Source organism: Pseudomonas sp. P4_C8 (genome assembly GCF_056401975.1).
Genome location: NZ_JBFUIH010000023.1, coordinates 23,827 through 43,389, shown reverse-complemented (window position 1 = coordinate 43,389; position 19,563 = coordinate 23,827). Strand labels below are relative to the sequence as shown.

Below are 19,563 nucleotides of genomic sequence, written 5' to 3'. Positions count from 1 at the left end.
TCTACTCGGCCAACTCTCTCGGAGAGAATCCCCGGCCGCCCCTCCTGTAGAGAATCGCCGATGTTCGATCCAGTCAACGAGCCGTCATTTCGTCTGGATATAGCGGGTCTGCCCGATCCCTTTGAGGTCTTGGCCTTTACTGGCAGTGAAGCGATCAGCGAACCCTTTGAGTTCAACGTGGATGTGCTGATCGATGATCCGACGCTGGACTTGGCAAGCCTGTTGTACCGTCCGTGCTTTTTGCATTTCGGGCCAGCGGGGAGTGGTATTCACGGGCAGTTGCATGAACTCGTCCAGACCGGACATGGCACAACATACAGACTTTGTCGTGTAAGCCTGAGGCCGAAACTCGCGTGCCTGGCGCTGCGGTCCAGCCGGCGAATGTTCAGTGACCGTTCGGTGCCGGACATCCTCGCCCAAGTGCTCAAGGAGCATGGCATTGCGGGCAAGGATCGGCGTTTCGAGTTGACCGGCGATTACCTTCCTCGGGATTTCTGCACGCAGCACCAGGAGTCGGATCTGCAATTTTTCCAGCGACTGTGTGCGCAAGAAAGACTTCATTATTACTTCGAGCACCGCTGGGGCGGTCACTGTCTGGTCATAGGTGACGGGCAGGGGCACGATCGGTGCGGCGCAGAGATGATCTTTGCGTCCGACACCGGGCAACCTGGCGTGCATCAGTTCACGCTCCATGGTCGCGCGCAGGCTGCCGAAGGCCATACGAATCTTGCGACACTGCGCAGTGGCCAGCGCGTTCCGATGACGGGTCATCCGTGTGCCGACTGGAATCGTCCTTGGTTGCTGACCCATGTCGAGCATCAGGGGGAGCAGCTGCCGGAGTTTACGTACGGCAACCAGATCCGCGCGGTGGCGGCCGCGTCGCCTTATGTGCCGGCGGGTTTGGCCACTGCTCCCAGGATGCACAGCCTGCAGCGGGCCTGGGTGGTCGAGGTCGCTGAGCCTCAACCCGAGGCGTCCCGGCCCGTCGCCGTGCAATTTGACTGGCTCTATCAGGGCGAAGGCGCGGCATCCAGCCACTGCTGGTTGTCGATAGCACCTGAATTGCGTGGCACGCTCGACCTGCCTTTGAGTGAAGGAATTGAGGTGCTGGTGAGCTTTGTCGAAGGTGATCCCGATCAACCGCTGATCACTGGGTTTCTTCCCGGTGCGCCCGATATCCAGGCGCCAGGCTCGCCCGAGCTTCAACCGGCTGCGGTGGCAGACGACAATGTGTCGGTCGAGGGATTGTTGCGCTTGTTGCACTCCAGCGAGCCGTTGGTGTTGCTGTGCCTGCTGCCCGGCGGGGGCAGTTTTACTCATTGCACGCAAAACCTTTGCATTTGCCGGGCCGCGACGCAGCTTGGCCAGAGCGGTGCGGCATGATTGCCGTCCTGGCTCCCGAAGCAACCTCGCCATGGTTGTTGCTCGATGTACCGGGTGAACCTGGGGCCGGTGCAGCACTGCGGCAGCAGTTTGCCCATGCCCGACAATTCTGGTTATTTGAGAACACCGAATGGCATCCGCTGAGGGAGAGCGGGCCGGTGTTGGTCGACCTCAACGGATGCCCTGAGCTGGCCGAGCAGTGCCACCGCGAACCCCATCTCTGGAGCGGGCTGTGGCTGGTCAGTGAGGCGTCGCCGTCGCAGTTGCTCGAACATTTGCGTCGCATGCTCACCGTCACTGTTGGCCTGCATCAACGCGCCTTGTTGAGTTACTACAATCCCCACACGGCCAGTTACTTTTTCGATGCGTGCGATGCCCAGGAGTTAAGTCGCTGGCTCGGTCCGATCAGCCAGCTGCGCTGGTTCGGCGGAACCTGGGCTGACCGGGCTATCGGCTGTCAGGGCTGGCAGCAGTTGTTCAATCCGGGGCTGGCGGTCAAACCGCTAGGCATTGAGGAAGACCTCAGTGCGCGTCAGCGTGACGCTTTGCAAACCTGCCTGCTTGAACAACACGCCTGGCGCTGGAGCCAATCCACCGCGAGCGATTACACCCGCCTGTGGTCCCATCTGCTGGAGGGATTGGCGCTGGGTTTCAGCGAGCGGCCGGTCCTCGATGGCTGGTTATGGCTACGCTTGCAGTACCCCGGCGCTATACCCGAGCAGCCTATACCGGGAATCACTCAACAGGAACGTCTCGATAGCCTGCGCAACCAGTGGCAAAACGATCAGTCCTGAACCTGCGCAAGACCCTGACCTCCCATCATCCAGCGAACCAGCCGTCGTTCTTGCGCAAGTACCAGGCGAACGCGCCGAGGGTCAGGCTGCGCAACACCATGAACAGCAAAAACGTGATCCACAACCCATGGTTGCCCTGGCCCTGCAGTGCCCAGGCGAAGGGCAGCAGGAGAACCACGGTCAGCAGCATGCCGTTGCGCATTTCCCGGGCACGAGTGGCGCCGATAAACAGCCCGTCGAGCAGGTAGCTCCACACTGCAATCAGCGGCAACGAAGCGAGGTAGGGCAGGTAGATGAACGCGGTGTCGCGCACGCTCTGGATGTCAGTCTGCATTTCGATAAACAGGTGCCCGACGAACGCAAACAACACGGCGAAACCCAGGCTCGCCAGCAATGACCAGCCGCAGGCGACCACCAGTGAGCGCCGCAACGCCACTCGATCACGCGCGCCGATGGCATGCCCGCACAAGGCTTCCACGGCATGCGCCAAACCGTCCAGTGCGTGTGCCGTCAACAGCAGGCCGTTAAGTAGAAGTGCGTTAGCGGCAACGGTGGCATCACCGAGTCGCGCGCCCTGCACGGTGATCAGGAAAAACACTGATTGCAGCGCCAGGCTTCGGATGAAAATGTCGCGATTGACCGCCAGCAATGGGCGCCAACTCTGCCACAACGCCAACGCGGCCCAGACGATATGCCCTGGGTAGGCACGCAAGGCATTGCGCGTCAGCAGCAGGCCAATCAGCGCACCGGTCCATTCGGCAATCACCGACGCCCGGGCCGCACCGACCACGCCCCATTCCAGCCCCAGGACGAACCACAGGTTCAGCGCGATGTTCACCAGATTGGTGCTCAGCAGAATCGCCAGCGGTGCCCGCGCGTTTTGGGTGCCGAGGAACCAGCCGACCAGTGCATAACTGGCCAGCGCCGCCGGTAGACCGAACAACCGCGTGTGGAAAAAATCGCGGGTCAGTTGATCCAGCTCGGCCGAAGGTTGCATGAAGTGCAACGCGACATTGCTCAAGGGAACGCCCATGGCACCGAGGACAATCGCCAGGCCCATGGCCAACAACAAACCTTGCAGCAAAATCTGCCGCAACCCCGCGCCATCCCCACGTCCGGCGGCCTGCGCCGCGAAACCGGTGGAGCCCATGCGCAGAAAACCCATGGCCCAGGCCAGGAACGTATACAAACTGGCCCCGACCGCGACGGCGCCCAACTGATGGGCGTGGGGCAGGTGGCCGATGACCGTACTGTCGACCAGCGCCACCAGCGGTACGGAAATGTTCGACAGAATCATTGGCGCTGCCAGCGCCCAGACCCGACGATGGGTCGGGCGGTCACGCCAGTCGGCAATCAGGTTGGACATGCAGGCTCCTTGGCGAAGCCGGCATTGTAGCGGGAGGCGAGCGCATAGCCAGTGTGGGAGCGAGCCGCCCGGAGCCGGCTCGCTCCCACTGGGTTTTAGGTGTTAGTGAATAATCCAGCTCAACAACCACAGCCCCAGCATCAACCAGATGATCCCCATGATGACCGACGCATTCATGAATGCCCGAATCGCCGACCACAACAGCATCAAGCCCAGAATCAGCGCGATGATGCTGATGATCGAAGCATCCATCCCCAACGCCATGGACAAGCCTTCGACAAAGTTGCCGCCGGCATTGCTCAGTAGATTGAACAAGCCACTGAGGCCGTCAACGATAAAGCGGATGACTGAGCCGAGCGCCTGGCCGAGCCATTCGAAAAAACCTTCTACCTGCATGTCGTTATCGTCCTGATGAAAGTGGTTGAGCCTTGGGCCATTGATCGCATTGGCGAGTTCCCTGCAAGCATAGTGGTTTTGCGGCGCGTGCCGCTTGCCTTCACACATCATCCCCCCGAAGCTATACGCCTTCAGGAGAGCCCGATGAACCTTGTTGAACTGACCGAACGCCTGCACGCCATCCGTGATCGCAACGACTGGCGGCAATTTCACAGCCCGAAAAACCTGGCCATGGCCGCCAGTGTGGAAATGTCCGAACTGGTGGAGATTTTCCAGTGGCTGACCGAAGACCAGTCGCGTCAGCTGCCGGCCGACAAGCTTGCCCACGCCGGGCAGGAAATCGGCGATATCGTGCTCTATTTATTGCTGCTGTGCAGCGAGTTGGGGTTGGACATGAATGAAGTCGTGCGCAGCAAACTCGCGGACAGCGAAAAGAGGTTCAGCTGATGAGCGATCGTCATTTCGATCAACTGGCGACACGCTTCGCCGAAAAAATCTACGGCGGGGCCAAAGGCGCGATCCGGCTGGCGGTGCTTCAGGCCGATCTGGCTGAAACCCTGCCGGACCGGCCGCTGCGTGTACTCGACATCGGCGCCGGTCTGGGCCACATGTCGTTGTGGCTGGCCCAGCGTGGTCATGACGTTACGCTGGCCGAGCCCGCCGAGCCGATGCTCGAAGGCGCCCGCCAACGCTTTGCCGAGGCCGGGCAGAACGCGACATTCATTCAGGCGCCGTGGCAGGAACTGCTCGGTCAGCTCACCGAACCCTACGATCTGGTGCTGTGCCATGCCGTGCTGGAATGGCTGGCCGAACCGCATGCGATTTTGCCGGTTTTGCATCAACTGACGAAAAAAGACGGTTGGTTATCCCTGGCCTTCTACAACCGCGATGCGCTGATTTACCGCAACCTGCTCAAGGGCCACTTTCGCAAGATGCGCAAGAACGACATGGCCGGCGAGAAGCAGAGCCTGACCCCGCAACAGCCACTGGATCCGCGCGAGCTGGCGGCGCAACTTGAAGGCTTGTGGCAGGTCGAAACCCAGAGTGGCGTGCGGGTTTTTCACGACTACATGCCTGTGGAATTCCAGGCCCGCGCCGAGCTGGTGGACTTGCTGGAAATGGAGCTGGCGCACCGTCGTCACCCAAGTTTTGCCGGGCTTGGGCGCTATCTGCACTGGATCTGTCGGCCGATCTGAGCGGAGCACTCAATGAAAAGGCGTTCAGGGTTACTGCTGATCTGTCTCGGGCTGGCGGCTTGTGAAGGCAGTAACCCGTATGTGGCATCGTCCAATCCGATACCGCCGGCGCCACCAGGCGCCGCCACCACCTTCGATCACAGCGCCTACCCGGCGCCACCGCGTGACTACGGGCGTTATCGCAGCTGGGCGTGGCTCGACGGTCATCTGCCACCGGGCACCACTTGGGCAGACTCGGCGCAGGTGGCCGAAGTGGTCAGCAATGCGCTCGATCAGCGCGGCTTGCGGCCGATGCGCGATAACCGTCCGGCCGACCTGTTTGTCAGTGCCAACCTGCACCTGGAAACCCGCATGCGGCAGGTGCAGGACGACTACGGTTATTACGGCGCCGGCTATGGCGGATACAACCACTACGGCAGCGGTTACGGCATGTACGGCAGCGTGCCGATCCTGCGCACCTATCAGGAACAGGTCGTGGTGGTGCAGGTGGACATGTTCGATGCGGGCACCGGTCAGCCGGTGTGGAGCGCCAGCGCTGAAACCAGCGATAAGGGCAGCCAGAGCGAGCAAGTCGATGCCATTCGCAAGGCTGTAGAAAAGGCAATGTCGGCGTATCCTCCTAGTTAGCTTCTGTAGATAAGAAGCATTCCGCACGTTTTGCCTGCAACTGGAGAACCATCATGTTCCGCCGTTTCGCTGTACTGGCTGTGGCCGCGTTGCTCAGTGCCTGCGCCGCCAACCAGGTCAATCATGACTTCGATGCCAGCCGCGATTTTGCCGCCTACCGCAGCTGGAGCTGGAAAGAACCCGCCCTGCAATATCGCCCCGATGATCCACGGATCAAGAGTGACCTGACTGAACAACGCATCCGCCAGTCCGTTGCCGATCAACTGGACCAGCGAGGCTTGCGTCCGGCCGCCGCCGGCACCAAGGGCGACTTGAACATACAAACTTATCTGATCGTCGAAGAGCGCCAGCAACAAGTCACCACCAATTATGGCGGCGGTTGGGGCAACCCCTGGAACGGTTACTGGGGCGCGCCGATGTACAACGAAACCCGAAACGTCAGCTATAAGGTGGCGACCATCCAGATCGACATGCTCGACGGCAAGGACGGCAAACTGGTGTGGCGCGGTAGCGACGAACAGCTGCTCAGCGGCTCGCCGAACCCGACGGATCGTAGCAATGCGATACATGAAACCGTTGTACGCATCCTGGCCAACTACCCACCTAAATTGGCCCACTAACCCCACATTGGCTCGCTCTCACATTTGATTTGCGCATCAACACAAATCCCCTGTGGGAGTGACGGTGCGACGATTCGACCTGCTCGCGATAGCAATCTCAAGCACTCCAAAGATTCCACTGTCAGCCATCAGGCCATCAGGCCACCGGCCGCCAATGCCCGACCACGTGCTCAAGATCCCCGGCACCCACCAACTGAAAGTCCCCATTGGATCCCGCCGCGCTCGCCAGCAATGTCACTTCACTGGGCAACCGCACCGGTTTGCGAAACTGCACGGCAATTTCGATGTTCGCCGTTGGCAGGTGATCGGCCAGCGCCGCCAGCGTGCGCGCCTTGTTCCACAACCCATGGGCAATGGCCGTCGGGAAACCGAAGAGTCTGGCGCTGGCGGCGCTCAGGTGAATCGGGTTGTAGTCGCCGGACACCTTGGCGTACTGGCGGCCAATGTCTGTCGGCGCTTTCCAGAGGGTGACTTCCATCATCTCCAGAGTGGATGCCAGCACGTCCTCGACGGGTTCCCCGTCCAGTTTGACGCCCCGGCACAGCATCTGGCTTCGCGCTTCCCAGAGCGTCCCCAATTGATCGTCCAGCGTGGTTACCAGATCGAACGTCGCACCCTTGGCATGGGGTTGAAGATTCTGCACCTGCACGCTGACGCGTACCCGGTGCACGCCGCCCATGGGCCGCAGAACTCGGATGCGGTTGCTCAGGTGAATCAACCCCAGCAGGGGAAAAGGGAATTCTTTGGCGGTGAGCAATTGCATTTGCAAGGCAAACGCGAGGATGTGCGGATAGGTTGGCGGCAGCAGTCCGTTGTCGGCAAACCCGCAGACCTTGCGATACGCCGCCAGGCGCTTGGGATCGACCTCGACCCAGCAGTGCAAACCCGTGTCGGGCAACGTGGTGCCGGTGATTTTGCGCCGCGTCGCTGCTCGCACATACAACGCCGACAGGCTCGGTTCGCGGTTGAGTGTGTGCCAATCGGTGATCATCGCTAGGCCCCCAAGACGCTTTGTCCACAGACCCGCAGCGCTTGCCCGGTAAACGCGCCGGTGCCCGGTTGCGCCAGCCAGGCCACGGCTTCGGCGACGTCTTGCGGTAAGCCGCCCTGGCCGAGTGAACTCATGCGTCGGCCCGCTTCACGCAAGCCGAACGGAATGTGCGCGGTCATCTGCGTTTCAATAAACCCCGGCGCCACCGCGTTGATGCTGATCCCGCGCTGATCCAGCAACGGCGCCCAGGCTTGTGCCAGCCCGATCAGCCCGGCCTTGCTCGCGGCGTAGTTGGTTTGCCCGCGATTGCCGGCGATGCCGCTGATGGATGCAAGCAAAATCACCCGTCCGTTGTCGTGCAGGGTGCCGCTGTCGAGCAGAGCCTTGGTCAGCACTTGCGGGGCATTGAGGTTGACCGCGAGTACCGCGTCCCAGAATTCCGGGGTCATGTTGGCCAGGGTTTTGTCGCGTGTGATCCCTGCGTTGTGCACCACGATATCGACGCCGTCGGGCAGTTGTTCGACCAACTGTGTGGCGGCGTCTTCGGCGCAAATGTCCAGGGTGATGCTGCGCCCGCCGAGGCGCGCGGCGAGGGCGTCGAGATCGGTTTTGGCCGATGGCACGTCGAGCAGAATCACCTCGGCGCCGTCACGGGCCAGCGTCTCGGCGATCGAGGCGCCAATGCCACGTGCTGCGCCGGTCACCAGCGCCTTGCGTCCTGCCAGTGGCCGCGTCCAGTCCTGAACTGGCGTGGCGCACGCCTTCAACCGAATCACTTGCCCGGATACAAACGCACTTTTAGGCGAGAGGAAAAACCTCAGCGGTCCCTCCAACTGATCTTCCGCACCGTCGCCGACATAGATCAACTGCAAGGTGCCACCGCTGCGCAGTTCCTTGGCCAGCGAACGGCTGAAACCTTCCAGTGCGCGCTGGGCGCTGGCGGCGAAGGGGTCGCTCAAGGTTTCCGGGGCACGGCCCAGAATCACCAGGTGCGCGCTGTGATCGAGGTTTTTCATCAGCGGCTGGAAGAACTCGCGCAGCTGTTTGAGCTGCCCGGTTTGCTCCAGGTTACTGGCATCGAACACCACGGCTTTGAGTTTCGGACCGTGGCCGGGAATCCAAGCGGTGGCCAATGAAGGTTCGGTGCCGTAGCTGTAAATCGCGTCGGTCAGGCGATTGGCGAACGCACTGACTTTCTCGGCCAACGGGCCACCGCCAATCAACAGCGCCCCTTCGACAGGCCGCAGCCGGCCTGCCTGCCAGCGCTCCAGGCGGACCGGCGACGGCAAACCCATGGCCCCGACCAGGCGATGGCCGATGGACGAATTGGCGAAGTCGATATAACGGTCAGACATGGAACGTGCTCCGGCAGCTGGGGTTCAAAGTGTGGACCACGATTGGCAATCAGTCGTTCGATCCACGAGATAAGGCCTACGCTTGAACATTGCAGAGTAGTTCGTAGCGGGAATGTCAGGGCGACCGCAACCCAGAATTGGAATACAGAACCTGAAATGGAATGCAGACCCCTGTGGGAGCGAGCCTGCTCGCGATGGCGGTGTGTCAGCCAACATTGATGCGACTGACATACCGCCATCGCGAGCAGGCTCGCTCCCACAGTGGACCGCGTTCAGATTTTATTTTTCACAAGGAGCTTTTCATGACTCAGCTGCGCCGCGTCGCGATTATCGGCGGTAACCGTATTCCTTTCGCCCGTTCCAACGGGGCGTATGCCACCGCCAGTAACCAGGCGATGCTCACCGCAGCGCTCGAAGGCTTGATCGAACGCTACAACCTGCACGGCCTGCGCATGGGCGAAGTGGTCGCGGGGGCGGTGCTCAAATTGTCGCGGGACATGAACCTGACGCGCGAGTGCGTGCTCGGGTCGCGGCTGTCGCCCGAAACGCCGGCCTATGACATCCAGCAGGCGTGCGGCACCGGGCTGGAAGCGGCGTTGCTGGTGGCGAACAAGATCGCCCTGGGGCAGATCGATTGCGGCATTGCCGGCGGTGTCGATACCACCTCGGATGCGCCGATCAGTGTCAGTGAGGGCCTGCGCAGGATCTTGCTGCAAGCCAATCGCGCCAAGACCACCGGGGACAAACTGAAAACGTTCCTGCAATTGCGGCCCCGACACCTGATCCCGGAATTTCCGCGCAACGGCGAACCCCGCACCGGTTTGTCCATGGGCGAACATTGCGAGCTGATGGCGCAGACCTGGAACATCCCCCGCGAAGCTCAGGATCAACTGGCGCTGGAAAGCCATCGCCATCTGGCCGCGTCCTACGCCGAAGGCTGGCACAACGACCTGATGACGCCATTCCTCGGCCTGACCCGCGACAACAACCTGCGCCCGGACCTGACCCTGGAGCAGCTCGCCAAGCTGAAACCGGCCTTCGAGAAAAGCGCCAAGGGCACGATGACGGCGGGCAACTCCACGCCACTCACCGACGGTGCGTCGCTGGTGTTGCTGGGCAGTGAAGAATGGGCCAAGGAGCGTGGCCTGCCGATCCTCGCGTACCTGCGTGACGGCGAAGCGGCAGCGGTGGATTTCGTCAATGGTGCCGAAGGCCTGTTGATGGCGCCGGTGTACGCGGTGCCGCGATTGCTGGCGCGCAATGGCCTGACCTTGCAGGACTTCGACTACTACGAAATCCACGAAGCCTTCGCCGCGCAGGTGCTCTGCACATTGAAGGCGTGGGAAGACCCTGACTATTGCAAAACCCGTCTCGGACTTGATGCGCCGCTGGGCTCCATTGACCGCAGCCGTCTTAACGTCAAAGGCAGTTCACTGGCGGCCGGACATCCGTTTGCGGCGACTGGCGGACGTATTGTCGCCAACCTGGCGAAGTTGCTGGACGCGGCGGGCAAGGGCCGGGGTTTGATCTCGATCTGCGCCGCCGGCGGTCAAGGCGTCACCGCCATAATCGAGCGCTGAAGAAACACCGTAACCTGTAGGAGTGAGCCTGCTCGCGAACATTAACGTGTCTGATACACCGCTATCGCGAGCAGGCTCACTCCTACAAGGATTCTCTGCATCAAATGGATTTGTATGGATCCGTGACTTAGCCTAACGTCGGCCTGATCAGTCACCTTGCGACATAAGGCAATTCAATGTCGACTAACGGACACCTTTCCCTCGAGCGGATCATTCCGACGTTGTCAGCGTTACCGCGTCCACTATTCGCCCGGGTAGAAAGCCTGAACGCTGGATCCTGGACGCCGCCGCACCGCCACGATTGGGTACAGTTTTCCTACGCCATCAGCGGCGTCCTCGGCGTGCACACTGCCGAGGGCAGTTTCTTTGCGCCGCCGCAGTGGGGCATCTGGATTCCGGCGGACCTGGAGCATCAGGTCGTGACCTCGATGCGTGCCGAAATGCGCAGCCTGTATGTGCGTCGCGAAGATTGTGAGTGGGCGGACGGGCGCTGCCGGGTACTGGAAGTCACACCGCTGGCGCGGGAGCTGATCAAGAGTTTTTGCTTGCTGCCAGTGGAATATCCGCAGGGCGACAGCCAGGAAGCGCGGTTGGTGAGTGTGTTGCTGGATCAGTTGGCGAACTTGCCCGAGGTGGGGTTTTCCCTGCCGTTGCCACGGCATGAGCGGCTGCTGGGATTGTGCAACGAGTTGATTGAACGTCCCGAGCAGAACGTGACATTGCAGCTATGGGCGGAGCGCTTGGGTACGTCGGAAAAGACCCTGATGCGCCTGTTTCAGCGCGAGACCGGGTTGAGCTTTCGCGGTTGGCGACAGCGGATGCGGTTGTTGTCTTCGTTGAGTCTTCTGGAGGAGGGCGACAGCGTGACCAATGCCGCGCTGGCGTGTGGCTATGACTCGACGTCGGCGTTTATTGCTGCGTTCAAAAGCCTGTTCGGGTTTACCCCCGGCGAACTCTTCAAGCAATAACACCACCTGACCCTTGTGGGAGCGAGCCTGCTCGCGAAGAGGCCGTCACATTCAATATCTATGTTGAATGTAAGTCCGCTTTCGCGAGCAGGCTCGCTCCCACAGTGGATGTGCGGTGTTTCTGAAGGTCAGGTTCTAAAGCGTCGAACCAACCCGTCCAGTTCGCTCGAAAGCCCGGCCAGGCTTTGTGAATCCAGGCGCGCCGAGTTGGCCAGTTCCGCGACCAATTGCGCATCTCCATGGATCTGGCTGATGTGCCGGTTGATGTCTTCGGCCACGGAATGCTGTTCTTCTGCCGCCGTCGCAATTTGCGTGTTCATATCGCGGATCACGTCCACCGACTCGCGAATCAACCCAAAGCTGTTGCGTGCTTCGCCGATTCGGCTCACCGACTGCTGCGACACTTCCAGGCTCGCATGCATCTGTTGAGTCACCTGGCTGGTGCGCTTGGCAAGGTTGCCGAGAAGACCGTCTATCTCTGCCGTGGAGTCAGCGGTGCGTTTGGCCAGTGCCCGCACTTCGTCGGCCACGACCGCAAACCCGCGCCCTTGCTCACCGGCCCGTGCCGCTTCAATGGCCGCGTTCAGCGCCAGCAGGTTGGTCTGCTCGGCGATCGAGCGAATGGTCCCCAGAATCGACTGGATGTCGTTGCTGTCGCGCTCGAGTTGCTGCATCGATTGCGCCGACTGTTCGATTTCCTGGCTCAAGCGATCAACGCTGCTCACCGCCGCATCAATTTGCTGTTGACCTTCACGAGCCTGACGCTGGCCGTTATCGGCAGAGTCCGCCGCCTGGCTGCAAGAACGCGCGACTTCGTTGGCGGTGGCGACCATTTCGTGGAACGCCGTGGACACCATGTCCACCGCTTCACGCTGGCGCCCGGCGGCTTCGGCCATATCGCTGGAGACCTGGGTCGAGCTCTTGGAGGTGGCTAGGATGTTGGTCGCAGCGCCTCCGATGCTTTGAATCAGGTTTCGAATCGCCGTCAAGAACTGGTTGAACCAACTGGCCAATTGCGCGGTTTCGTCGCTGCCACGGATTTCCAGGTTCTTGGTCAGATCGCCTTCGCCTTGAGCGATGCCTTCCAGACCGCTGGCCACGCTGCGGATCGGGCGCACGATGACGCTGGCGAAACTCGCGCCGAGGATGGCGAAGAACATGGCCAGCACGGCCGCGATGAGTGCGATCAGCCAGGTCAGTTGGGTGGCCGAGCTCATCACGTCGTTTTGCTTGATCAGGCCGATGAAGGTCCAGCCCAGTTGCTCAGACGGCCAGACGTTGGCCATGTAGCGTTCGCCGTTCAGCTCGACTTCCACCAGGCCTTTGCCAGCCTTGGCCAATTGCGCGTAACCCTCACCGAGGCTGCTTAGTGGCTTGAAGTTGTGCTCCGGTTGTTTCGGGTCCACCAGGACCATGCCGGTGTTTTCCAGCAGCATCAGGTAGCCGGTTTCACCGAGCTTGATCTGTTTGACGATTTCGGTGAGCCCCTTGAGCGTCACGTCGATGCTGACCACGCCGCCATTGCTGCCCAACTGGTTGTCAATGGTGCGCACGGTACTGACATAAGTCGCGTCGTCCTGGGCCCAGTAGTAGGCCTCGGTGCGGAACGGCTTTCCCGGTTTGGCTTGGGCCGCTTTGTACCAAGGACGCTGGCGCGGGTCGTAATTGCTCAGCTTTGCATCGTCCGGCCAGGACACATAGCCACCGGCCGCAGTGCCGAGAATGGCATAGGCGTAGGAGGGGTGACTTTTGCCCAGGTCCTGGAGGAGGCTGAAGACTTTTTTATCCATCTCGCCTTGCGGAATGCTCTCGGCGTTGGCGCTCATGTAGGTCTTGAGGCTGTCGTCGGAGTTCTTGATCAGGGGCTGGTTGGCCAGGTAGTCGACGTTTTGGCTGATGCCGTCGAAAAACAGTTGCATGGCATTGCTGACCTGACGAATTTCGCGGCCGCTGCCGTCGACGAAACTCTCTTTGGCATCACTGCGCAAATTCAGCACAACGAGGGTGGCGACCAGCACCACGGGCAAGCTGGCGATGATTGCAAACGCCCAGGTCAACTTCTGTTTGATGTTCATCCACGCTCCAGATTTTCTTGTAGGCCCACGCAGTGCTGATGACTCGCGGAATATTGGCAGCTGAAAACGTTGTTTTTCATCTCGGGTCCGTGAGTGCGCCGTCGTTTTCTCTAGGAAAGTTTGTCGGACAATTGCCTTTGTCTTTGAGGACTTCGGCCGCAGGAGGGGGAAATTGAGCCGGGATTGGAAAAATCCTACTGAAAGGTATGAATAAAGATTTCAGTTTCTGTCGTAAATACCCTCAGAACCTTTCGCCTACGTGTGTCGTTGTCTCAGCTATGATCTCGGGCGGTCATTGACGACCGGCGGCGGATGAGTGATTAATCCGCCACATTGCGTGCATCGCGACGTTCATAGGTCGGCAACCCCTCCCCCGAACGACTGGATTGCCGTATAACGAATGACTTTCGCGTGTTTGGTAATAAAGGACCCACAATAAAAGCTGATGAAGACTCCAAAACGCATTGAACCCCTGATCGAGGACGGTCTGGTTGACGAGGTGCTGCGCCCACTCATGAGTGGTAAAGAAGCAGCTGTTTATGTGGTGCGCTGCGGCAACGAGTTACGTTGCGCGAAGGTCTACAAGGAGGCGAATAAACGCAGTTTCCGTCAGGCGGCCGAGTATCAGGAAGGCCGCAAGGTGCGCAACAGCCGACAGGCTCGTGCGATGGCCAAGGGCTCCAAGTTTGGCAAGAAAGAAACCGAAGACGCGTGGCAGAACGCCGAAGTGGCGGCTTTGTTCCGTCTGGCCGGTGCCGGTGTCCGGGTACCCAAGCCGTATGACTTCCTCGAAGGCGTACTGCTCATGGAACTGGTGGCCGATGAATACGGCGATGCCGCGCCGCGTCTGAACGACGTGGTGCTGGAGCCGGACCAGGCGCGCGAATATCACGCGTTCCTGATTTCGCAGATCGTGCTGATGTTGTGTACCGGTCTGGTTCACGGTGACTTGTCCGAGTTCAATGTGCTGTTGACCCCGGACGGTCCGGTCATCATCGACTTGCCTCAGGCAGTGGATGCGGCGGGTAACAACCACGCGTTCAACATGCTGGAGCGCGACGTGGGCAACATGGCGTCTTACTTCGGGCGATTTGCGCCGGAGTTGAAAAAGACCAAATACGCCAAGGAAATGTGGGCGTTGTACGAAGCCGGCACCTTGCACCCGGCCAGTGTCTTGACCGGGGAATTCGACGAGCCGGAAGAGTTGGCCGACGTCGGCGGGATCATGCGCGAAATCGAGGCTGCGCGGTTGGACGAAGAGCGTAAGCAAGCGATCCGCGCTGCTGACGACGCGCCACCAAGCAAAGCCGAAGAGCCGCCTCCGCCCTGGATGCAGTGATGTGCTAAACAAAAAACCGGCTTCGGCCGGGTTTTTTGTAGAGGCCGGCCCTGAATTGTCCAAACACTGATGACTACTGTAGGAGTGAGCCTGCTCGCGATAGCGGACTGCCAGGCGACGATGATGTTGAATGTGATGGCCTCCTCGCGAGCAGGCTCACTCCTACACTGGATTTCCGATGTAGCTGAGTTTTGAGTTTCCCGGACTTCCCACACTCAAGGATTGAATGTGAATACCTCCACCCGCAACGCCCGACTGATCATCGCCGCCCGTCTGATTTCTGACTTTGGCGCTTTCCTCAACATGGTCGCCCTGGCCACTTACGTTTATCTGCTCAGCAACAGTGCCATGAGTGTCGGCATCTTCCTCGCCAGTCGCGTCGGCGGAGGGATTTTCGCCAGTCTGATCGGCACCACGTTCTACCGCCGCTGGGTCGGATGTATGCCGCTGATCGTCTTCGACCTGTTGCGAGCAGGATTGCTCGGCTTGCTGCTGGTGCTGCCGGTTGATCAACAGGCGCTGCTGCTCCCCGTCATCGCGTTCGGTCTGGGCTTTGGTAACTCGATGTTTGCCATTGGCCTGAACAGTCAGCTGCCGCACTTGATCGATGGCGAACACCTGCTCAAGACCAATGCCTGGATCACCTCTGCTTCATCGGCCGCGATGGTCGGTGGCAGTCTGGTTGCCGGAGTGCTGGTGGCGGCATTTGGTTTTGAGATGGTGTTTGCGCTAAACGTGGTGACGTATCTGTTGGCCGCGTTGCTCATCTTGCCGCTGCGCTTTTCCATGCTGGCGGCCCGAGACGAATTCCCCCGCGATCAGGGCGAATGGTCGGCCCTGCGCCAAGGGTTGCGTAGCGCACCGGTGGTGGCCGCGATGCTCGCCGTTACCATGGCCGACACCCTTGGCAGTGCCGCGCACAACGTGGGTTTGCCAATAGTTTCCAAGCTACTGACCCCCGAGTCGGCCAGCACCACGCTGGGCCTGATGCTGGCGGTCTGGGCTAGCGGAAAATTGATCGGTGCGCGAATCGCCAGTCGCCTGAAAGGCTCGGACAACGTCAATCTGGAGCGGCGATTTTTCTTCGGGGTGCTGCTGATGTCCTGCGGCTTCATCCTGATGTTTCAGCAGCAGACCCTTTACGGATTGCTGCTGTTCTCGTTGCCGGCCGGGTTGGGCGACGGTTTCTCGGAAGTCGGCCTGATGTCACGTCTGCAACGTGAGCCGGATAACCTGCGGCTACCCATTTTCAGCTTCCTCACCCTGCTGCAAATGACCGGCTTCGGCGTCGGCATGTTGATCGCCGCGCCGTTTTACTCGTGGTGGACACCGGGCTCCGTGGTGCTGCTGTTCCACGGCATTCCCCTCACCGCGTTGCTGGTGGTGAAGGGCCTGGCAATCAGGAGCGAACAGGTTCGGCGCAGCAGCCCGACGCCAGGTTCTTGAGGATCGGGCAGTCGGGGCGATGGTCGCCCTGGCAGTGCTCGACCAGGTCTTGCAGGGTGTCGCGCAGTTGGCCGAGTTCGCGGATCTTCTGGTTCAGTTCGTCGATGTGCTGACGGGCCAGAGCCTTCACATCAGCGCTGGCGCGTTGGCGGTCCTGCCAGAGGGTCAGCAGTTTGCCGACCTCTTCCAGTGAAAACCCCAGGTCCCGGGAACGCTTGATGAAGGCCAGTGTATGCAGGTCATCGTCGCCATAAACGCGGTAGCCGCTGTCGGTGCGATGGGCGGCCTTGAGCAGACCGATGGACTCGTAGTAACGGATCATCTTCGCGCTCAGGCCGCTTTGGCGGGCTGCTTGACCGATGTTCATCGATTGTCCTCCAGGTCCTTGGGCTTCCAGGTTTTCAACAGTAACGCATTGCTCACCACACTGACGCTCGACAACGCCATGGCCGCACCGGCCAGCACCGGGTTGAGGAAGCCGAACGCGGCCAGCGGAATGCCGATCAGGTTATAGACGAAGGCCCAGAACAGGTTCTGCCGGATCTTCGCGTAGGTCTTGCGGCTGATCTCCAGCGCCGCCGGTACCAGTCGTGGATCGCCACGCATCAGGGTGATCCCGGCCGCGTGCATCGCCACGTCGGTGCCGCCGCCCATGGCGATGCCGATGTCCGCCGCAGCCAGGGCCGGGGCGTCGTTGATGCCGTCGCCGACCATCGCCACCACGCCGGTCTTTTTCAGGTCGGCAACGGTGGCGGCTTTGTCGGCGGGCAGCACTTCGGCATGCACATCGGTGATGCCCAGCGCCTCGGCGACGACTTTGGCGCTGCCACGGTTGTCACCGGTCAGCAGGTGGCTGCTGATGTTCCGCGCGCTGAGCTGTTGCACGGCTTGCAGGGCGCCGGGCTTGAGGGTGTCGCCAAAGGCGAAGAGGCCGAGCACTTTCGATTCGGGGCTTTGCTCGATCAGCCAGGACAGCGTCCGGCCTTCGGTTTCCCAGGCTGTTGCCGAGTCGGCCAACGACCCCGCATTTAAACCACTTTCTTCCAATAGACGACGATTGCCTAATGCCAGTCGAAGACCCTCAAGCGTGCCGGCAATGCCACGCCCTGTCAGCGATTGACTGTCGCTGACATCGGCCACGGTCAATCCGCGCTCGGTGCAAGCGTCCAGCACCGCCTTGGCCAGCGGATGTTCGCTACCCCGCTGCAGCGCGCCGGCGATTTGCAGCAGGGCGGCTTCGTCACCGTCGATTGCCGTCAAATGAGCAATGCGCGGTGCGCCCGACGTCAGCGTGCCAGTCTTGTCGAACACCACTGCACTGACTTCATGGGCGCGTTCCAGCGCTTCGGCGTCTTTGATCAGAATCCCGTAACGTGCCGCCACGCCAGTCCCGGCCATAATGGCTGTCGGAGTCGCCAGCCCCAAGGCGCACGGGCAAGCAATCACCAACACGGCGACGGCATTGATCAAGGCGGTTTCAATCGGTGCACCGTACAACCACCAACCGATGAAGGTCGCAAACGCGATCAACAGGACAGTGGGCACGAAGACCTGGCTGACTTTATCCACCAGTTTCTGGATCGGTGCTTTGGCAGCCTGGGCATCTTCAACCAGACGAATGATTCGTGCCAACACGGTTTCCGCGCCCAAGGCCTGGGTGCGAACCAACAATCGGCCTTCACCGTTGATCGCGCCCCCGGTGACCTTGTCCCCCGGTTGCTTGGGCACCGGCAGGCTTTCACCGCTGATCAGCGCTTCGTCGGCGTGGCTTTGGCCTTCGACCACTTCGCCGTCCACCGGGAAGCGTTCGCCGGGTTTGACCATGACCAGATCATTGAGACGCAATGCGCTGATGGCGACGTCTTGTTCGCGACCATCGATCACCTGAATTGCTCGCTCCGGACGCAGGGCTTCCAGGGCTCGAATGGCACTGGCGGTCTGGCGTTTGGCGCGGCTTTCCAGGTACTTGCCCAGCAGTACCAACGCAATCACGACTGCCGAAGCCTCGAAATACAGGTGCGGCATGTGCCCGGCGGCGGTGGCCCATTCGTAAACACTCAGGCCGTAACCGGCGCTGGTGCCCAGGGCGACCAGCAAATCCATGTTCCCGGCCCCGGCGCGCACGGCTTTCCAGGCGGCGACATAAAAGCGCGCACCGAAGATGAATTGCACCGGCGTTGCCAACAAAAATTGCACCCAGGCAGGAAGCATCCAGTGCACGCCGAACGGTTGCAGCAGCATCGGCAGCACCAGCGGCAAAGCGAGAATAAGGGCCATGATCAACGCCCAGCGCTCACGATGCAGGCGCTGTTGTTGAGTGTCGGTTAGCGGGTGTTCGACTTCCCAGACGCTGGCGGAGTAACCCGCTTTGGTCACGGCAGCGATCAAGCTTTGCGGATCGATGTGGCCGAGCAGTTCGAGGTGGGCGCGTTCGTTGGCCAGGTTGACGCTGACGCTCTTGACCCCCGGCACCTTGGCCAGCGCACGCTCGACCCGGCCGACGCACGAAGCGCAGGTCATGCCGTCGATGCTCAGTTCCAGATTGTGCCGGGGCACGCTGTAACCGGCCTGCTCAACAGCGTCCATCAACGCGTTCAAGCTGTCCCTGGGCGCCTGGACGCGGGCCTGTTCGGTGGCCAGGTTGACGCTGACGGCTGAGGCGCCGATGACTTTGCTCAAGGCTCGCTCGACACGCCCGGCGCAACTGGCGCAGGTCATGCCAGCAATCGGCAGATCGAACGTGGTGGATTCGGACATCGGTCGCACTCCCTGTAGTAGATGCCTACAGGATCAACCTTGCCATGCTGGCAAGGTCAAGCACCAATCTAAAACTGTAGGAGTGAGACCGGCTTGCCGGCGATAGCGGAGTGTCATTCAATATCTGTTTAGCTGACACACCGCTTTCGCGAGCAGGCTCGCTCCCACATTGGTTTTGCGTCAGTAGTCGAGGACGGCGGGCTTGAGGTACATCCCTTCCTGCGACATCGCAATCCGGTACTTCAACACATCCCCTGCCTTGAGCACGATGTTCTGCGCGCCCGGTACGAGCATGCCCGGGTTGCAACCCGGCACTTGGCCCGGCAACAGTTTGAGGCGCAAGGACACATTGCCCGGCGGCAGGTTGAACGACGTGCTTTGTTCCTGGAACAGTCGTGCAGCCAGTTCATCCTGGATGTACACACCGATCTCGCAGGAGGTTGAAACTTCCAGGCGCTCGCGGGAAATGATCAGTACGCCATAGTTCTCCCCGGCGGCGTGAACCGAAGGTATCGCGGCAAAGAGGCTGAGGAAGCCAAACAGGCTGAGAGCTGACCAGCGCATGGCTGAATCTCCTGAATTCGAGTCATTGATGCCCGCAGCTTGGCCGAGCGTGACGCCGATTGCCAGCCCGGCAGTTTGATCAAGAACTTGACCTTGCCATGGTGGC

The 19,563-nt window shown here is 60.7% G+C and carries 18 protein-coding genes and 1 pseudogene; 10 read left to right on the top strand and 9 right to left on the bottom strand.

Features of this window, described 5'->3' with window-relative positions; genetic code table 11:
- Positions 1-60: 60 nt before the first annotated feature.
- Both AC1DWM_RS16070 and AC1DWM_RS16065 read left to right on the top strand, forming a co-directional pair.
- Positions 61-1,383 carry a contractile injection system protein, VgrG/Pvc8 family gene (locus AC1DWM_RS16070; RefSeq protein WP_477795624.1) on the top strand — a complete coding sequence of 441 codons (1,323 nt, stop codon included), beginning with the start codon at positions 61-63 and terminating at the stop codon, positions 1,381-1,383.
- A complete protein-coding gene (locus AC1DWM_RS16065; protein WP_477795623.1) occupies positions 1,380-2,177 on the top strand; it encodes a DUF4123 domain-containing protein in 798 nt (265 codons plus the stop codon). Before AC1DWM_RS16070 ends, AC1DWM_RS16065 begins: the two co-directional genes overlap by 4 nt.
- Positions 2,178-2,202: 25 nt before the next feature.
- On the opposite strand, the gene AC1DWM_RS16060 is transcribed toward AC1DWM_RS16065, so the two are convergent.
- Positions 2,203-3,543: an MATE family efflux transporter gene (locus AC1DWM_RS16060; RefSeq protein WP_477795622.1), complete on the bottom strand. Its 1,341-nt coding sequence runs from the start codon at positions 3,541-3,543 to the stop codon at positions 2,203-2,205.
- Positions 3,544-3,645: 102 nt separating this feature from the next.
- Positions 3,646-3,939, bottom strand: coding sequence for a hypothetical protein (locus AC1DWM_RS16055; protein ID WP_477795621.1), 294 nt, complete (start codon positions 3,937-3,939; stop codon positions 3,646-3,648).
- A gap of 144 nt (positions 3,940-4,083) precedes the next feature.
- On the opposite strand from AC1DWM_RS16055, the gene AC1DWM_RS16050 reads away from it, so the two are divergent.
- The 4 genes from AC1DWM_RS16050 to AC1DWM_RS16035 are packed head-to-tail and all read left to right on the top strand — an operon-like array spanning position 4,084 to position 6,382.
- On the top strand, positions 4,084-4,386 hold the full coding sequence (locus AC1DWM_RS16050; RefSeq protein WP_223515233.1) for a MazG-like family protein: 303 nt from the start codon (positions 4,084-4,086) through the stop codon (positions 4,384-4,386).
- A complete protein-coding gene (locus AC1DWM_RS16045) occupies positions 4,386-5,135 on the top strand; it encodes a methyltransferase domain-containing protein (RefSeq protein ID WP_223515236.1) in 750 nt (249 codons plus the stop codon). Before AC1DWM_RS16050 ends, AC1DWM_RS16045 begins: the two co-directional genes overlap by 1 nt.
- A 12-nt stretch (positions 5,136-5,147) precedes the next feature.
- Positions 5,148-5,762 carry a DUF4136 domain-containing protein gene (locus AC1DWM_RS16040; protein WP_223515238.1) on the top strand — a complete coding sequence of 205 codons (615 nt, stop codon included), beginning with the start codon at positions 5,148-5,150 and terminating at the stop codon, positions 5,760-5,762.
- Between the two features lie 53 nt (positions 5,763-5,815).
- Complete coding sequence (locus AC1DWM_RS16035) at positions 5,816-6,382, top strand: DUF4136 domain-containing protein (RefSeq protein ID WP_223515240.1); 567 nt, start codon at positions 5,816-5,818, stop codon at positions 6,380-6,382.
- Positions 6,383-6,518: 136 nt separating this feature from the next.
- Here AC1DWM_RS16035 and AC1DWM_RS16030 read toward each other — a convergent pair whose 3' ends face one another.
- Complete coding sequence (locus tag AC1DWM_RS16030; RefSeq protein ID WP_477795620.1) at positions 6,519-7,373, bottom strand: MaoC family dehydratase; 855 nt, start codon at positions 7,371-7,373, stop codon at positions 6,519-6,521.
- A 2-nt stretch (positions 7,374-7,375) separates the two neighbouring features.
- Positions 7,376-8,728: a 3-oxoacyl-ACP reductase gene (locus AC1DWM_RS16025; protein WP_223515246.1), complete on the bottom strand. Its 1,353-nt coding sequence runs from the start codon at positions 8,726-8,728 to the stop codon at positions 7,376-7,378.
- Between the two features lie 302 nt (positions 8,729-9,030).
- On the opposite strand from AC1DWM_RS16025, the gene AC1DWM_RS16020 reads away from it, so the two are divergent.
- Both AC1DWM_RS16020 and AC1DWM_RS16015 read left to right on the top strand, forming a co-directional pair.
- Positions 9,031-10,308: an acetyl-CoA C-acetyltransferase gene (locus AC1DWM_RS16020; protein WP_452624807.1), complete on the top strand. Its 1,278-nt coding sequence runs from the start codon at positions 9,031-9,033 to the stop codon at positions 10,306-10,308.
- Between the two features lie 176 nt (positions 10,309-10,484).
- Positions 10,485-11,276, top strand: coding sequence for an AraC family transcriptional regulator (locus tag AC1DWM_RS16015; RefSeq protein WP_477795619.1), 792 nt, complete (start codon positions 10,485-10,487; stop codon positions 11,274-11,276).
- A gap of 128 nt (positions 11,277-11,404) precedes the next feature.
- Here the strand turns inward: AC1DWM_RS16015 and AC1DWM_RS16010 are convergent, their stop codons facing one another.
- Positions 11,405-12,133 carry a methyl-accepting chemotaxis protein gene (locus tag AC1DWM_RS16010; RefSeq protein WP_477795664.1) on the bottom strand — a complete coding sequence of 243 codons (729 nt, stop codon included), beginning with the start codon at positions 12,131-12,133 and terminating at the stop codon, positions 11,405-11,407.
- A gap of 129 nt (positions 12,134-12,262) precedes the next feature.
- Positions 12,263-13,351: pseudogene (locus tag AC1DWM_RS16005) on the bottom strand (cache domain-containing protein); the annotation flags it as partial.
- Between the two features lie 445 nt (positions 13,352-13,796).
- Here AC1DWM_RS16005 and AC1DWM_RS16000 point away from each other — a divergent pair.
- Both AC1DWM_RS16000 and AC1DWM_RS15995 read left to right on the top strand, forming a co-directional pair.
- Positions 13,797-14,690 (top strand): PA4780 family RIO1-like protein kinase, encoded by an 894-nt coding sequence (locus tag AC1DWM_RS16000; protein ID WP_046032972.1) that lies wholly within the window; start codon positions 13,797-13,799, stop codon positions 14,688-14,690.
- 228 nt (positions 14,691-14,918) lie between these two features.
- Positions 14,919-16,136 carry an MFS transporter gene (locus AC1DWM_RS15995; RefSeq protein WP_477795618.1) on the top strand — a complete coding sequence of 406 codons (1,218 nt, stop codon included), beginning with the start codon at positions 14,919-14,921 and terminating at the stop codon, positions 16,134-16,136.
- Here the strand turns inward: AC1DWM_RS15995 and cueR are convergent.
- The 3 genes from cueR to AC1DWM_RS15980 all read right to left on the bottom strand — a co-directional run bounded on the left by cueR (position 16,090) and on the right by AC1DWM_RS15980 (position 19,457).
- Positions 16,090-16,503, bottom strand: a complete 414-nt coding sequence (cueR, locus tag AC1DWM_RS15990) for a Cu(I)-responsive transcriptional regulator (RefSeq protein ID WP_223520969.1) — start codon at positions 16,501-16,503, stop codon at positions 16,090-16,092. The two genes, AC1DWM_RS15995 and cueR, sit on opposite strands and share 47 nt — an antisense overlap.
- Entirely contained in the window at positions 16,500-18,893 is a 2,394-nt protein-coding gene (locus AC1DWM_RS15985) for a heavy metal translocating P-type ATPase (RefSeq protein WP_477795617.1), read from the bottom strand. The genes cueR and AC1DWM_RS15985 overlap by 4 nt, the downstream gene beginning before the upstream one ends.
- Positions 18,894-19,073: 180 nt before the next feature.
- Positions 19,074-19,457, bottom strand: coding sequence for a hypothetical protein (locus AC1DWM_RS15980; RefSeq protein ID WP_477795616.1), 384 nt, complete (start codon positions 19,455-19,457; stop codon positions 19,074-19,076).
- Positions 19,458-19,563: the final 106 nt, after the last annotated feature.